Annotated in this window: 15 protein-coding genes; 11 read left to right on the top strand and 4 right to left on the bottom strand. The window is 65.0% G+C overall.

Annotation, left to right across the window (positions count from 1 at the left end):
* Positions 1 to 17 precede the first annotated feature (17 nt).
* Together K3F48_RS15210 and K3F48_RS15215 are read left to right on the top strand one after the other, a co-directional pair.
* Positions 18 to 440: a group III truncated hemoglobin gene (locus K3F48_RS15210; RefSeq protein ID WP_222576283.1), complete on the top strand. Its 423-nt coding sequence runs from the start codon at positions 18 to 20 to the stop codon at positions 438 to 440.
* A 117-nt stretch (positions 441 to 557) separates the two neighbouring features.
* Complete coding sequence (locus K3F48_RS15215) at positions 558 to 1,361, top strand: ABC transporter permease (protein ID WP_222576284.1); 804 nt, start codon at positions 558 to 560, stop codon at positions 1,359 to 1,361.
* A gap of 44 nt (positions 1,362 to 1,405) precedes the next feature.
* On the opposite strand, the gene K3F48_RS15220 is transcribed toward K3F48_RS15215, so the two are convergent.
* Entirely contained in the window at positions 1,406 to 1,810 is a 405-nt protein-coding gene (locus K3F48_RS15220) for a hypothetical protein (RefSeq protein WP_255609150.1), read from the bottom strand.
* Complete coding sequence (locus K3F48_RS15225) at positions 1,720 to 5,769, bottom strand: DUF6531 domain-containing protein (protein WP_370631433.1); 4,050 nt, start codon at positions 5,767 to 5,769, stop codon at positions 1,720 to 1,722. Before K3F48_RS15225 ends, K3F48_RS15220 begins: the two co-directional genes overlap by 91 nt.
* A gap of 180 nt (positions 5,770 to 5,949) precedes the next feature.
* Here K3F48_RS15225 and K3F48_RS15230 point away from each other — a divergent pair, with 180 nt between their 5' ends.
* From K3F48_RS15230 to grxC, 6 genes are all read left to right on the top strand, one after another.
* Positions 5,950 to 6,396, top strand: a complete 447-nt coding sequence (locus tag K3F48_RS15230; protein ID WP_222576286.1) for a hypothetical protein — start codon at positions 5,950 to 5,952, stop codon at positions 6,394 to 6,396.
* A 127-nt stretch (positions 6,397 to 6,523) separates the two neighbouring features.
* On the top strand, positions 6,524 to 7,918 hold the full coding sequence (locus K3F48_RS15235) for a D-alanyl-D-alanine carboxypeptidase family protein (RefSeq protein ID WP_222576287.1): 1,395 nt from the start codon (positions 6,524 to 6,526) through the stop codon (positions 7,916 to 7,918).
* Entirely contained in the window at positions 7,915 to 9,087 is a 1,173-nt protein-coding gene (locus K3F48_RS15240) for a GTP-binding protein (RefSeq protein ID WP_222576288.1), read from the top strand. Before K3F48_RS15235 ends, K3F48_RS15240 begins: the two co-directional genes overlap by 4 nt.
* Before the next feature lie 27 nt (positions 9,088 to 9,114).
* A complete protein-coding gene (locus K3F48_RS15245) occupies positions 9,115 to 9,684 on the top strand; it encodes a pyridoxamine 5'-phosphate oxidase family protein (protein ID WP_222576289.1) in 570 nt (189 codons plus the stop codon).
* A 26-nt stretch (positions 9,685 to 9,710) separates the two neighbouring features.
* A complete protein-coding gene (locus tag K3F48_RS15250) occupies positions 9,711 to 10,430 on the top strand; it encodes a ComF family protein (protein ID WP_222576296.1) in 720 nt (239 codons plus the stop codon).
* Between the two features lie 63 nt (positions 10,431 to 10,493).
* Positions 10,494 to 10,766, top strand: a complete 273-nt coding sequence (grxC, locus tag K3F48_RS15255) for a glutaredoxin 3 (protein ID WP_222576290.1) — start codon at positions 10,494 to 10,496, stop codon at positions 10,764 to 10,766.
* Positions 10,767 to 11,367: 601 nt separating this feature from the next.
* Here the strand turns inward: grxC and K3F48_RS15260 are convergent.
* Both K3F48_RS15260 and K3F48_RS24955 read right to left on the bottom strand, forming a co-directional pair.
* Complete coding sequence (locus tag K3F48_RS15260) at positions 11,368 to 12,027, bottom strand: hypothetical protein (protein ID WP_222576291.1); 660 nt, start codon at positions 12,025 to 12,027, stop codon at positions 11,368 to 11,370.
* An 8-nt stretch (positions 12,028 to 12,035) separates the two neighbouring features.
* Positions 12,036 to 13,004, bottom strand: coding sequence for a S24 family peptidase (locus K3F48_RS24955; RefSeq protein WP_222576292.1), 969 nt, complete (start codon positions 13,002 to 13,004; stop codon positions 12,036 to 12,038).
* A gap of 62 nt (positions 13,005 to 13,066) precedes the next feature.
* Here K3F48_RS24955 and K3F48_RS15270 point away from each other — a divergent pair, with 62 nt between their 5' ends.
* The 3 genes from K3F48_RS15270 to K3F48_RS15280 all read left to right on the top strand — a co-directional run.
* Positions 13,067 to 13,375 carry a helix-turn-helix domain-containing protein gene (locus K3F48_RS15270; protein WP_222576293.1) on the top strand — a complete coding sequence of 103 codons (309 nt, stop codon included), beginning with the start codon at positions 13,067 to 13,069 and terminating at the stop codon, positions 13,373 to 13,375.
* Positions 13,376 to 13,452: 77 nt separating this feature from the next.
* Positions 13,453 to 14,304, top strand: a complete 852-nt coding sequence (locus tag K3F48_RS15275) for a ParB N-terminal domain-containing protein (protein ID WP_222576294.1) — start codon at positions 13,453 to 13,455, stop codon at positions 14,302 to 14,304.
* On the top strand, positions 14,304 to 15,235 hold a 932-nt coding region (locus K3F48_RS15280; RefSeq protein ID WP_305080293.1), incomplete at its 3' end, for a DNA-binding protein. The genes K3F48_RS15275 and K3F48_RS15280, both read left to right, overlap by 1 nt.

Below are 15,235 nucleotides of genomic sequence, written 5' to 3' on the forward strand. Positions count from 1 at the left end.
TGAAACAGGAGGAGCCGATGTTCGAATTTCCCGTGGTCCAGGACGAGGCCGAGCGCGCCGCCATCGAAACGGCGATCTCGGCGTTCGTGCGCGGCTTTTACGACAAGGGCCTCGCCGATCCGCTGATCGGCCCGGTGTTCGCCGCCATTCCCGATCTCGACGGACACCTCGCCATCATCGAGAATTTCTGGTCGAAATCGCTGCTGCGCACCGAGCGCTACGAGGGGCATCCCTTCTCGGTCCATGTCAATCTGCCGATCGAGCCGGAACATTTCACGCGCTGGCTGGAGCTGTTCGTCGAGGCCGCGCGCGAGAGCTTGCCGACGACGCAGGCCGAGCAGGCGATCGCCAAGGCCACCCATATGGCGCAATGCTTCCAGGGTGGGCTGTTTCCCTTCACCGGCGCCGACGGCCGCCCCTCGCGCCATCCGCCGGCCTGAGCGCACCCCGCGCGGCGGCGAGCGCCGCCGGAGCGTCTTGCCCATTCTCCGCCGCCGGTTATATTCCGCGCAGCAGCACGGCCTTCGCCGCAATGCGCAAGACGGGAAAGACCGCCTATGCTCTCGAGCTCCGATGACGACGCCGGATTGGGCGGCGCGTTCCGCCGGCAGCGGCGGGTGATCTTCGCGCTGATGCTGCGCCGCATGCGCACGCGCTTCTTCGGCAATGGGCTCGGCTTTCTGATCGCCATCCTCTGGCCCTTGTCGCACATCCTGTTCTTCGTCGCATTCTCGGTCTATCGCGGCCGCCACGCGCCGGTCGGAGAGAGCGCCGCGCTGTTCTTCGCCACCGGCTCGGCGACCTTCATGGCGTTCAGCTATCTCGCTATGTACACCATGCAGTCGATCAGCGGAATGCGTCCGCTGCTCGGCTTTCCGGCGGTCAAGCTGCTCGACGCCATCTTCGCCTCGGCGCTGCTCGAGATCCTCTCGAGCTGCACGGTGACCCTGATCGTCCTCATCATCGGAATATCCTTCGGCATCGACGTCATGCCCCGCGACGCCGAGCAGGCGGCCTGCGCCTATGGCTCGGCGATCCTCCTCGGCCTGGGAATGGGCATGCTCAACTCCATCATGGCGCTGATGGTCCCGATGTGGGCGATGGTGTTCGGCCTCAGCCGCATCCTGTTGTGGATCTCCTCCGGCGCGATCTTCCTGCCCGATACGCTTCCCGAGCCCCTGCGCACCTGGATGAGCTATAATCCGATCGCGCAATCGCTCGAATGGATGCGTTCCGCCTATTTCGAGGGCGTCGGCGTCGGCTTTCTCGACAAGGCCTATGTGCTGAAAGTCGCAATCTTCTTGATCTTCTTAGGTTTCGTGGGCGAACGCGCCATGCGCGGCTATCTGCTGGCGCGCTGATCTTCGCGGCTGCGGCGACGGGGCGCCTGGACAGACGCAAGTCCCTAATCGATCGCCGCCTCGATCGACCGCGCCAGAGCGCCGAGCCGCTGCTCGATCAGCGCCGGAGTCTCGCAAACGTAAGAGAGCGCCTGGCGACGCTCGTCGAAGACGCGCAAATCCCATTGCAGCGCTTCGCTGGCCTGCTTCACCCTCTGCGCGTCCTGCGGCGTCTTGTCCTGCTCGGCGCGCAGCGCCTGCGTTTCCTCGCGCAGCTTTTCGGCGAGCCGCCGCTGCTTGGCGCCATAGCGCTCGAGCCCGTCGAGCACCTCGCGGCGCTCCGCCTCCAGCTGCTCATAGACGCCGGCGAACAGGGCCGTCAGGCGCTGCTTGCGCGTCTCGCCCGCCGCGGCGGCGAAATCATCGACGAGCTTCTGCGCCTCTTCGATCGGCGTGCGCCGCGCCGCCACCCGCGCGACGAGCTCGCCCAGCGCCGCATCATCGCGGACCGTCTTTGTCGCCTCGTCGATGGCGGGGCCGGTCCACACGCCGGCGACGGCGACGCTCGCCACCTTGGCCTGCCGACAGGGCCAGTCGCCGCCCGCCGCAGGCTCCGCGGCCTGCGCCGCAAAGCCCAAAATGGCGCTCGCCACGACGATGATGATGCGTTGCATGGTCCGTCCCTCGCCGGCGTCTTTCGGGGGAGCGCCGCGGCGATGTGACTAGAACGAACCCACGCCGCTGACAACGCCGCCGCCGGAGAGCGCGTCGATCTGCCCGGGAAGCGCAGATCATGCGAGAAGCTCGCGGCCGCCACTGGCGCGCCATTGCCGAACGGGTCGTGGTCCCACAGCCAGACTCGCTGGTTCGCCGCAGTGACGATCTCATGCGGCGCGCCGAGATGATCCGGCATGATGGAATAGGCCGCGCCGCCCTGCAGCGTCGCCACCGGCAGGTCGCCGAGCCAGACGATCTCCTCGATCGCCGCGCCGCTCGCATCATAGGTCCCGAGCAGATGGCCGGCAAGGTCGTAGAGATAAGCGGTAGAGTCGCCGGCCCCGATCGTCGCCCGCGTCTTCGTCACGCGCTGGCCGAGATCATTGAGGCCATAGCTCGCCGTCAGCGCGCCGACGCTGGCTCCGACGAGGCGGTTGCGCGCGTCATAGGCGAGAAAGAAGACGCCGGACTGCTTCGTCATCACGCCGGACGGGAGATAGGAGAAGGCCTGCCCCGATGTGGACCACTCGATGCTGATCAGGCGGTTGCTGGTCGGCGTGACATTATAGGAGACATCGCCGGCCGAGATGCGGTTGCCCGAGGCGTCATAGGCATAGAGGATCGAGGTCGAGCCGCTGGCGTATTTCGTCAGCCGGTTGTCGCGGTCATAAGCGAAGACCTTGGTCGGGCGTCCGCTCTCGGCGATCGACTTGATCCGGCTGCCGGCGTCATAATCATAGGTGAGGACGTTTCCGGTCGAGGAGGTGATTTTGGCGATGCGCCCGTCGAGATCGAAGCTGCGGACATAGGAGGCGCCCGATGCGCCGGTGTCCCAGGAGGCGACGGCGCCGAAGGCGGCATAGGAGATCGACCCGATCAGCGCCGCCGTCGCCTGACCCGGCCGCTGCAGGCCGATCGCGATCGGGCGGCCGGCGCTGTCATTGGAATAGACGAGCTTCGCGCCCGATGGATAGATCACGTTCAAAAGCCGGCCGTTGCCGGGGTGATAGATCCATTGCGTCACCAGCGTGACCGCGCCCGTCGTCTGCGTCTTCTGCACGACATGGCCGAAGGCGTCATAGGCGAAGCTGGTCGTGCCGGTGGAATCGGTCAGGGAGGAGAGACGGCCAATTCCGTACTCGCCCTGATCATAGCGGTAGATCGCGACGGAACCGTCGGCATAGGTCGCCTTTGCCGGCCGGTTCAGCTTGTCATAGTCGTAACGCGTCGTCTGGCCGCGCGCGTCGGTCGAGGTCAGCGCATTGCCGGCGGGGTCATAAGTCTTGGTGGCGACGCCCGTGTCCCGGCTGGAGAGCCGTTCCGGCTTGTCGAGCCGATTAAAGACATAGCTCGTCACGAGGCCGCGCGGGTCGGTCACTTTGGCGAGGCGGCCGTTCCGGTCGTATCCGTAGATTGTCTCGGCGCCCAGCGGGTCCGTCGTCTGCGAGAGCCGGTTCTGCGCGTCATAGGCGAATCTCGTCAAATAGCCGTTCGAGTCGCTTGCCGCGGTAATATTGTCGTTGGCGTCACGCCAGAAGCTGGACATGTGGCCCTCTGCGCCAATGTCCCTGAAAAGCCGGGAATAACCGTCGTAGATGCGGCTGCGCGTCTGGGCCAGCGCGCCGTTCGGATCGAAGACCTCCTCCTTGATCCGATTCCCCGCGACGTCGAGCGTGTAGACGATGCGATTGCCGGCTCTGTCGCGGATGCTGGTGAGCCGGTGCGCTTTGTCATAGTCGAAGTCCAGAATGGCGCCGGCGGGCTCCCGCAGCTTCACCAGCTGTCCGACCTTGTCGTAGGTGTAGGTCGTCGTCTGCCCGAGGGTGACGCTCGAGGTGACTTGGCCGCGGAAATTATAGGTCAGCGTCGTGACGACGCCATTCGGGTCTTTGATGGTCCGCGGCCGGCCGTTGGCGTCATAGTCCGTGTATTCGGTGGCATGACCGAGCGCATTGGTCACGCGTATGACATTGCGCTGGTCGTCATAATTGTATTTCGTCACATGGCCAAGCGGATCCGTTTCCGTGTATACGAGGCCAAATCCGTTGTAGACATACGACCACTTGCTCGACAAGGACCCGGACGCGACCGTCCTGCTGAGCATATTGCCCTTGGGGTCATATTCGTAGGTGACGTCACGCTGGTAGTCGGAGATTTTCGCCGGCAGACGGAACTCCGGACGCCAGTCGGTCGTGATCGTGCGCGAGACGGACGTTCCGGCGGCGACCGTCGTCGAGGTCGGCAGATTGCGGGCATGATCATAGGCGGTCGTCGTCTGATTTCCGTTGAAGTCGGTGTAGCTGGTCAGATTGCCATGATCGTCATAGACCTTGGCGTCGCGCCGCACGGTGGGGCAGGTGGCGCAAACGCGCCGCTGCACCTCGAGCGGCTTCGCAAAGCCGTCGATGCCGGAGAATTTATAGGCTTCCACGGCTCCGAGCGGCGTCGTGACCGTGACGGAGCCCCATTGTTGATTGCTGTAATCCAAGGTATAGCGGTCCACGCCGCCGGCATGCTCGGTGGAAACGGCCCTGCCCGCATCGTCGTAGGAGTAGCTCGTATAGCGAGAGCCGTTCTCGTCGATGACGCCGGTGACCGCGCCGAGGCGCCTCCCGTCCTCGTAAAGGTATTTGCGGCTGGAGTTGTCGGGGTATTTAACCGAAATTAAATTGCCTGAGCCGTCATAACTATAAATATATTCACCTCCATCGGGCGCCACGGCTTTGGATATTTTATTTGTCCAGTCATTATAGAAAAATGACAGAACGCGCCCAAAAGGATCGCTCGCTTTCGAGAGGCGGCCGAACTCGTCATATCCCAGCGAGGCTATCCGGACCCCGGCGCGATTGTGGGAGAAGAGAAACTTGCCGGAAGCGTCGTAGACTTCCTCCTCATCCTGGTCGGTCATCAGCACGACGTTGCCGTCGCCGACATCGCCTTCCAGGCGAAAGCTCGAATAGGCCGGCGGCGTCCACGGGTCGTACTGACAGAGATAGTACCAGCATCCCTTGATGGTGCGGCTGAACACCAGCACCTGCCCATCGTCGCGCGTGACTGCGGCATGAGTTTTGTCGCCGTTGATGAGGGACACAGAACGGCTATAGGAAGACCGCCAATTGCGCCCGAACTGACGCCAATCACTGTCGCCGCTGTTGTAGTAGCGGGCCAGAACGATCGGGAATGGCCCGGCCGTCGCGTAGTCGACCGCACTGTCGTAGGCGTTGCCTGTGGCATAATTGATCGGGTCGGCGACCGAGGTGGCCCCTGAACCGCCGCGGTTCCGAGCTGTCGCCGCGCTCGTCTGAGCAGGGGGCGCACTCGATAGGCCCGCGCCAAACGTGATGAGGTCAAGCGGGGATGCGGACCAAAGAAAGGACGTGCCCAGGCCGGGAGGAGTCCAGTATTCGCCGCTCCCCCAGTAGCTAAACCCGGCACCGTTTAGCCATTGGTCGAGGAGGGCAAGCAGGCCAAGGTTTTGTGCCGCGCCCACGTCGATCGGGGAGAGAGCCTCTTGCGCTTGGGCGGAATTCGTCAGCGCCACTCGCCACGCGCCCCCCTTCGCCCGACCAAGTTCCGGCGAGTCGCCCACCGAAATCATGACGCCGAGAACAATCGTGACGGCAAACTCAATTCGTGCAATCCACTTTCTCATATTTGGCCTCCAAGAACATGCCGCACAGAAATTTTTGCGCCGAATACGCGAGCTTCTCATAAGAGAATGTCGGCGTCGACCGATCTATATATTGCAATTAGAGACTTGCTATCCCATCAATGTCAAGCTTGAGTTGTGGGCTCTCGACACGCCTCGCCCGCATCGGATAGCATCGCCGCCGACACACCCCCCTCATTCTCTCGACCTCTTCGTAGCACCAGCGCATTCGAGCGACACACCATGAAAGCGGCAATCATTACGGCGGTCCTGATCGTCCTCTCCCAGCCCGCCCGCGCCCAGTCGCTGTTCGGCCTCGGCGAGCCCGAGCCGCCTGTGCAATGCGGGACGACGGCGGAAGAGAAACAATGGCGGGCGATCGTCATTCGCCAGCTTCGCGAGCGCGTCCCGAGGCTCGCCCTGGGAAGCGGGACCGTATCCATTCGTTTCGATGTCGATTACGCCGGCCGCGTCTCGAAGCTCGACTTCGCGAAATATGAGAACAATGCACAGGCGCTGGTCGCGGCGGGGGTGATCGGCGCGCTCAAGCTGCCGCCGCCGCCGGATTCGGTCGAAAGACGATGCCGGTCCTTCGAGCAGACCTTCCGCTTCCATGGCGGCGGCGAAGCTCGCAGCGGCTGCGCGGGCGAACGCAATAACCCGGGCGGACGTACTAACACTTGTCGATAACTCGGGATTCTTCGCTCGCGCCCGCTGCCGGGGCGCGAGTCGCGCCACATTTCGTCCCTATTTGGACCATTCCCGGATCGGGATTATGGTTCGATCCGCACAGGAGCCGGCCGGGCAGAGGGACATCATGCGCGCGAGAGAGACCCGCCGTTTCGTCTTCAGCCTTTGCGCCTGCCTCGCCGTCGCGGCGGCCGAGGCGGCGCCGTCGGTGGTAATCGACGTGGCCTCGGGACAGATCCTCGAGCAGGAGCAGCCGACGCAGTCCTGGTATCCCGCTTCGCTCACCAAGCTCATGACCGTCTATGTGGCGCTCGACGCGGTCCGCTCCGGGCGCCTCTCCTATGACACGCCGCTCGTCGTCTCGCCGCGCGCCGTTTCCATGGCGCCCTCCAAAATGGGCTTTCCGCCCGGCTCCGAGGTGACGCTGCGCCACGCTTTGGTGATGCTGATGGTGAAATCGGCCAATGACGTCGCCGTCACCATAGCGGAAGGGGTCTCCGGCTCGGTCGAGGGCTTCGCCGACGAGATGAACCGCGCCTCGGCCAAGCTCGGGATGCGCGAATCCTATTGGGTCAATCCCAACGGCCTGCCGGACGAGCGGCAGGTGACCTCGGCCCGCGATCTCGCCCTCCTCGGCCGCGCGCTGCTCGTCGAATTTCCGGAATCGGCCGGCTTCTTCAACATCGGCGCGATGAAGTTCGGCAACCAGATTCACCCGACCCACAACGGCCTGCTCGGCCGCTATCCCGGCGCCGACGGCATGAAGACCGGCTTCACCTGCCCCGCCGGCTATAATCTGGTGGCGAGCGCCACCCATGGCGGGCAAAAGCTCATCGCCGTCGTGCTCGGCGCCCCTTCGGCGGCGGCGCGCACCGCCAAGGCGGCCGCGCTGCTCGACAAGGCCTTCACCAGCGGCTCGCCGTCGGGTGCGCTCGCCTCGCTGCCGACCTTCGGCGTTGCCGCGGCGCCGGACATGCGCGACAGCGTCTGCCGCCACCGCGGCAAGGCCAGCGCCGAATATATGGCCGAGGTCGAGGATATGACCATCGCCATTCCGCTCGAGAACGGCGCGACCGGGGCGGTCGATGTGAAGACCATCGCGCAATTGCCGCGGCCGCGCTTCGAGCCGACGCCGGTTCGGCTGGGCCGCGAGCCGGGCTATGAAGGGCCGGTCGCCGGCCCGCGCGATCCAGGCTCGCCGGTCGGCTCGCCCTCCACCATCACCGCCTTCGCGCCCGAGAAGCCGGCCCTCCGTCCCTCGCCGATCGGCCGGCCGGCGCCGGACGCGCTCTCGCTGCGCCGCCCCGCCGGGCGCAAGGCCGTCGCCCACGCCCCCGCCGCCCACCCGTCCGCCGCCAAGCCCTCTGCAGCCAAGCCCTCTGCAGCCAAGCCGTCCGCAGCGAAGCCCTCCGCCGCCAAGCACCATTCGCCCGCGGCCAAGGCGCGCCCCGTCAAGGCCATCGCCACCAAGGCCGAAAAGCGCGCGGTCGGCGACAATGAGCCGAAGAAATCCGAACGATGACAGATAGCTCCTTGCGCGAGCGCCGGCCGCCGCCGCCTGTTCCGCTCACCATCCTCACCGGCTTCCTCGGCGCCGGCAAGACCACGCTGCTCAATCGCCTGCTCGCCGCGCCGGAGCTCGCCGACACGCTCGTGCTCATCAATGAGTTCGGCGAGGTCGGCATCGATCATCTGCTCGTCGAGAGCGTCGAAGGCGACATGCTGGTGATGAGCTCGGGCTGCGTCTGCTGCACGATCCGCGGCGATCTCGTCGCCGCGCTCGAGGATGCGCTGCGCAAGCTCGACAATGGCCGCATCCGCCCGTTCCGCCGCGTCGTGCTGGAGACGACCGGGCTCGCCGATCCGGCGCCGATCCTCCACACCATCATGTCCCACCCTTATCTCATTCTGCGCTACAGGCTGGACGGGGTGGTGACGCTCATCGACGCGGTCAATGGCGCGGCGACGCTCGATGCGCATGAGGAGGCGGTGAAGCAGGCCGCGGTCGCCGACCGGCTGGTCATCGCCAAGACCGACACGCCAGAAGGCGAAGCGCGCCTCGCCGCGCTCGACGAGCGGCTCGCGCGGCTCAATCCGGCCGCGCGCCGACTCGTCGCCGCGCGCGGCGAGGCTAGCGCCGCCGCCCTGCTCGACTGCGGGCTCTATGATGCTTCGGGCAAGATTCCGCAGGTCGCGCGCTGGCTCAACGACGAGGCGGTGGCCGCCGCGCATGAGCATGGGCGCCATCGCCACGATCACGACCATCACCATCACGATCAGGCGCACGGCCATGGCGATGTGAACCGCCATGACGATCACATCCGCGCCTTCTGCGTGGCGAGCGAGACGCCGCTCGCGCCGCAGGCCTTCGACATGTTCGTCGAGATATTGCGCCAGGCGCACGGCCCCAAGCTTCTGCGCGTGAAGGGAATCGTCGGGCTCACCGACGATCCCGAGCGGCCCGTCGTCATTCATGGCGTGCAGCACATGTTCCATCCGCCGCATCGCCTCGCCGGCTGGCCGGACGCCGACCGCCGCACGCGCCTCGTCTTCATCGTCGAGGACCTCGACGAGAGCTTCGTCTCGAAGCTCTATGCCGCCGTGGCCGGCGTTCCGGCGCCGGACGTCCCCGACGCCGCCGCCCTCGCCGATAATCCGCTTGCTCCGAAAAAGGCGGGACTGCTACGCTGACGCCGTCGCAAACAAACATGTGCTGAAATGGCGAAGATGTGCGCTGCGGTCGAACCGCAGCATCGCGAGTTCATTCTCGCTCAAAAAATCTTCTTCGTCGCTTCCGCGGCGCCCGGCGCGCGCGTCAATCTCTCGCCCAAGAACGCGGACGCCCTGCGCCTTCTCGATGCGCATGGCGCCGTCTACATCGACCGCACCGGCAGCGGCAATGAGACCGCCGCGCATCTTCGTGCGGACGGACGCCTCACCTTCATGTTCTGCGCCTTCGAGGGCGCGCCGCTGATCCTGCGCCTCTATGGGCGCGGCGAGGCGCTGGCGCGCGGCGGCGTCTCCTACGCCCGCCTGCTGCGCGAGGCTTACGGCGGGAGAGAGCCGCCGGGCGCGCGGCAGATGATCCGGCTTCATATCGACTCCGTCCAGACCTCCTGCGGCTATGCCGTGCCCCTCTACGACTATGCCGGCGAGCGCGACAGGCTGGACAAATGGGCGCTCGCCAAGGGCGAGGCCGCGCTCGAAGACTATCGGCGCGAGAAGAACCGGCACAGCATCGACGGACTGCCGACGGGCCTGCTCGAGGACGAGGACACGTCCGTTTGACGCCACTCCCCGCCCTCCTCCGCTCAATGGGCGCGCGCCTGCTCGACATCGTCTATCCGCCCGTCTGCCTCGTCTGCCGCGAGGCGGTCGCGACCCATGATTCGCTTTGCCCTGCCTGCTGGGGCGCGATGGGCTTCATCGAGCGGCCCTATTGCGAGCGGCTGGGCCTGCCTTTCGATCGCGACCTCGGCGCCGGCGCCGTCTCGCTCGCCGCCGGCGCCGATCCGCCGGTCTTCGCCAGAGCGCGCGCCGTCGCGCGCTATGACAGCGACAAGGCGCGCAGCCTCGCGCATCGGCTGAAATATTACGACCGGATGGAGCTGGCGGAGCCGCTCGGCCGCTGGATGGCGCGCGCCGGCGCCGAGCTGCTGACGGAGGCCGACCTCCTCGTTCCGATCCCGCTGCACCGGCTGCGGCTGGTCTCGCGCCGCTTCAACCAATCGGCGGCGCTGGCGCGCGTTGTCTCGCGCGAGAGCGCCGTGCCGCTGGAGACCATGGTTCTGGAGCGCGTGAAGCCGACGCCGCCGCAGGTCGGCCTGTCGCGCACGCAGCGCGCCGCCAATATGCAGGGAGCCTTCCGGCTGAACGCCGAGAAGGCCGCCGCCGTCCACGGCCGCAATATCGTGCTGGTCGACGATGTGCTCACCACCGGCGCCACAGTGAACGCCGCGGCCCGCGTCTTGCTGCGGGCGCGGGCGGCGCGCGTCGACGTGCTGGTGTTCGCGCGCGTCGTCGAGGCCGCCTGAGGCGCGCGGCGTTGAAATCGCGCCCGCAGCGCATATAAGAGCGCGGGAGGTCATGGAGCCGTCATGCCGCAGATCGTCATCTACACCACCTCCACCTGCCCCTATTGCCGCGCGGCCAAGCAGCTGCTCGAGCTGAAGAAGGCCGCCTATCGGGAGATTTCCGTGGACGGCGATCCGGCCGGACGCGCCGAGATGAGCCGCCTCGCGGAAGGACGCCACACCGTGCCGCAAATCTTCATCGACGGACGGCCGATCGGCGGCTGCGACGATCTCTATGCGCTGGAGTCGGCCGGCGAGCTCGACGGGCTGCTGGCGGCGAGCGAGAAAGCCTCGTGATCTGTTCGTCGCTCCGCTGCGCCGCGACGCTTGCATGACGGCGAGGCCGAGACGCGGATCATTCGCGGGGCCCTCGCTCGAGGCCCCTAGAGCGCCGCGGACAGCTGCTGTGACGCGACAGATCAGATGGCACAGGCGGGAGTTGCCGGGATCGACCGGGATCTCGCGGGACCGCCCTAAAGAAACTGGGCGAGTCCGGGCGGCGACGTGATCATCATGGCCGAAGCGCCGCGACAGATCAAATGGCACAAAACCGGGCGGCGTCCCCGCGGCAAGGCCTTGAAACATCGGCGTGGCGTCTGCGCCTGTCGGCGCGAACTGTCCAGTCGACGAGCGCCGCGGCTTTAGCGGCCGATCGGCGAAAAGCCCAGGATGCTTTAGGCGTGGAGCGCGGCGGCCGATCTCGGCGAGGACCACCGAACAGTCAACTGCGCGAGGCTGCCGATGCGCATTCGAAGAGGCAGCGGGACTCGGGCGGGCGACCGCATTTGCGATCGAGTCGAGGGGTCGCGATAGCCTGGACCACCGCGACAGTCGCAGCCGGAGCAGCTTTGGGCAAAGGCTTGGTCAGCAAAAATCAGGACTATTGCCAGCAAGAACCTCACGAGCGGCCTTTCTTCGCCGATCTCTCAACCGGCTTAGCCGCCGGCGCGATGCCAAAGACAATCGATTCACGAGAGGTGTTGCACTGAAGAGCGCCGCCGACGAGGGGCAGTTCGATGGTTTGAAGAGATCGGCTCTTGAGCGCCCCTTCCTGACAAGCGGCCGCACGGTCTTCGATTTCGGATTGTCGAGCGCTGACGACTGCGGCGCCGAGCGCGCCGAGCAAGACGAAGAACTCTCGCGGCGGCATGGCGCTAGCCGAGTAAGACGCGGTAGCGCCCGGCCATTTTCCACATGCGATCACGAAATTCGCATCGACAATCGGCGAGCGGAAAAAGACATGCTCACTCGATCGGCGCTCGATCGTAAGATCAGACAGGCGGATCGCCTTTGCGATCATAACGTCGCAGGCTGACTTTTGCTCTTCTGTGAAGCTCTCACCGAACACGGGAGGGGTCCATCGCTCCGGCTCCGGCGTCGACTTTCCATGCGTCAATATATCCGCGGTGGACGGGCTCTCGCCGGTGAAGATCTCCTTGGCGGCGGGAGCGCGTGCGTGCGGAATAACAGTCGAGGGAGCAGGCGCTTTATTAGCCAGGGCGACGACAAAGAATGCCGCTACGGCGATGAGTGGAGCGACTTTGAAAAGACCAGCCATAGAAGCCCCTACAAACGATTATCCCACCAAATCACGCGACCTTCGATCTTGATATCGGCCTCACTCAAAATCTCCGCCTCATAGGCCGGATGGTCGCTGAGAGCAAACAGCAGCCCTTTGGTCTTGTCTCTCCGCAGATGTTTCACCCGCAGCTCGTCGCCGCGTGAAAATACATAAATATCGGGATGAGACCAGGGCGACTCGGCCTTGGGCGGCGGAAACCGAAGCCTCACGTCTCCTTCGTCGACGAGCAGCAGGGCTCCGTTCTTGATGGTCGGCTCCATGCTGTCGCCCCTGGCGCGAAGAAACGAGAGCTTCGCACTAGTCGCTCCGAGCTTCTGCAGCATCCATCTCGGAAAGGGCAGCATGGCGTCCACCGTGAAGCCATGATTGACCGCGCCGGCCCCGGCCGAGGCATGAACGTCCAGCCGCCGAACGGGCTTGAACATGATAGATGACGACATCTTGCCGATGTCGCGCCTTGTCGCCGGCGAAGGCGAAGGATCATCCGAAAGCCCGAGCAGAAACTCCATCGAGACGTGAAATTTCTCGGTCAGCGCCAGCAAAAGCGCCGGGTCGGGCTCCTCTTTTTCCGCGTCCAGATGCTTCTGCGCGTCGGCCAAAGAAGGGAAGCTTCCGACGAGCGTGCGAAGTTGCGCATCGCTGGGAGCGCCGCCGACGTCGGCGTCGAGGGACAGAAAAAAAGACAAAGGTCGGCCGGTGAGCCGGCCGAGTTCGACCAATTCCGGCACCGTCGGAGAGGTCTTGCCGTCGATCCAGCGCTGCAAGGTCGAGCGACTGAAGCGGCCTCCGGTCGACTCCTCCAATGCCAAAGCCCTCGATCGCCCGCCGATCGCTTCTTCGATGCGCTCGCGCATGAAGGCGACGGGATCACCAGGCATGACCAACCAAAAAACTGACCATTTCTGAGCACTGCGCCGCATTGAGCCTTGACGCGTGTGAGCAAAAACGACCACTATGCAACCAAGAATGATTTGGGGTGTTCAAATATGAACACCGTCCCTTTTGGAGTAGGCCGTTGTTAGACGCAGCAACCAAGGACGGCTGGCACAGAGCCGATATTCTCGCGGCCGTGCGCAAGCGTGGCTCGACTCTCGCCGAGATCGCACGAAGCGCGGGGCTGAAGCGGCAGTCGATGTATTGGGCGATGATCACGCCGCATCCGCGCGCAAATCTCGCGATCGCGGCGTTTCTGGGCGTTCCCGCCTCGTCCCTGTGGCCGCAATGGTTCTCCGAAGACGGCACGCTGATCTCCAAGACCCCGACGCCGCTTCCGCGGCTGCGCGCCGAGCCTATCCCGCAGGCATCCCCCGCGTCGAGCCCCTGACAAGCCCGTAATCGACGATTGGTCAACCGCGTCCGCCCGCGTGCCGAGTCCCGTTCAAAGCCCTTTCAGAGGCCGCAATGACACAGACCATCCGTATAGACGAGATCGACGATCTCGATCGGCTGCGCCCGGTCGATCCGGACAACGCCGCCTGGATCGCAACGTCGATCGAAACCAAAGGATTGATGCAGCCCATCGTCGTTCGCCGAGTTGGCGACGGCTACAAACTGATCGCGGGCGCGCATCGCCTCGCGGCTCTGAAGCTGCTCGGATGGGAGACCGTCACGATCGGCGAGCACGTCCTGATCCGCGAAGAGATCAGCGACGCCACGGCCCGCATTTCCGAGATCGATGAAAATCTCGCGCGTCGAGACCTCAACAAGCTCGATCGTATCATCTTCATCGCAGAGCGCAAGAAGCTCTACCTCGCCGAGCATCCCGAGACGAGGAATGGCGGAGATCGTAAGTCGGACAAATTCAAAGAGAAAATCAGATTGCAAACATTGCAATCTGGTCCGTTCGATCGTTCTCCTCGCTTCACCGACGAGGTCGCCGAGCGCGTCGGACTGTCCAAGCGCATTATCGATCTCGCCTGCCAGCTCGCGGAAAAGCTCGATAGCGCCGCGCTCGAGACGCTGCGTGGAACGTCGCTCGAAGATAATCAAAATGAGCTGATCCAGCTCTCCGAGACGGAACCGGAAGAGCAGCGCGCCATAGCGAACCTCATCAAAGCTGGCGAGGCGAAATCCGTCGTTCAAGCCAAGATCGCCGCGGGTCTCGCCAAGGCGCCGACGGTTGATCCGCAGGCGCGTGTGCTCACGGCGCTGCTGGAGAACTGGGACAAGGCCACCAAACAGACCCGCGCGGCTTTCCTCAAGTCTATCGGCGCCGAAATCGCCAAGAAGCGCGCTGAGGCGCTGGGCGACTGATGCGCGACTGGCTCTCTGCCCCCGAACTCGCGGCGCTCGGCCTGCCGGGCCTCCCTGCGACAAAGCAGGGATGGCTCGACTATGCGGAGCGCGAGGGCTGGCTCCAGCGCACGGACAAGGTCCGTTTGCGCAAAGGGCGGGGCGGAGGCCTCGAATATTCGATCGATCTGCTGCCGGCGGCGGCGCTCGCCGCCTATGCCGCCCGCGCCATCGGCGAGGTGGCGCTGCCGGCCGACGACGCCGCCGCCGCGGCCGTCGAAGAGCAGAAGAAGCAGCTCACGCTCATCGCGCTCGACAATCGCGACGCGCGCCTCACGCTGCTCGCCGCCGCCGATCGCTATGCGAAGGGCGCGCAACTCTCCCGCATCATGGCCGATCGCACCTTCGCCGCGCTCTACAATCTCGGCAAGATCGAGGTCGAGCCGGGCGTGCGCGCCGCCGTGCCGAAACTCTCGCGGCGCACGCTGGCGCGCTGGCGCGAGACGAAGCGTCAAGGAATTTCACGGCTCGGCGTCGACAAGGGCGCCGCGCGTCGGGGTAAGGGTAAGCTCGCGTCCGGCGAGGAGGGAAAGGTGGAAGCGTTCCTCCTCGCCGAGATCACACGATCGCCGCATATCGCCGGGCGAAAGCTCTTCAATCTGCTCAAGGATCAATTCCCGAATATCGGCGCGGTGTCGCAGAGGACCGTCGAACGGATGGTCGCGAAAATCCGGGCCGAGAAAAAGGTCGTCATCGCGGCGCTCACAAACCCCGACAAGTTCAAGGGTAGCTACCGTATCGCAGGCGGCAATGTCGCCGCCAATATTTCCCGCATAAATGAACTTTGGGAGATCGACGCGTCGCCCGCCGACGTACTGCTCCTCGATGGTCGCTACAGCATCTACGCATGCGTCGATATCTTCACGCGCCGCATCATCATTCTGGTCGCGAA

Origin of the sequence: Methylosinus sp. Sm6, assembly GCF_019802345.1 — a bacterium.
In the GTDB taxonomy this organism is placed as follows: Bacteria; Pseudomonadota; Alphaproteobacteria; order Rhizobiales; family Beijerinckiaceae; genus Methylosinus.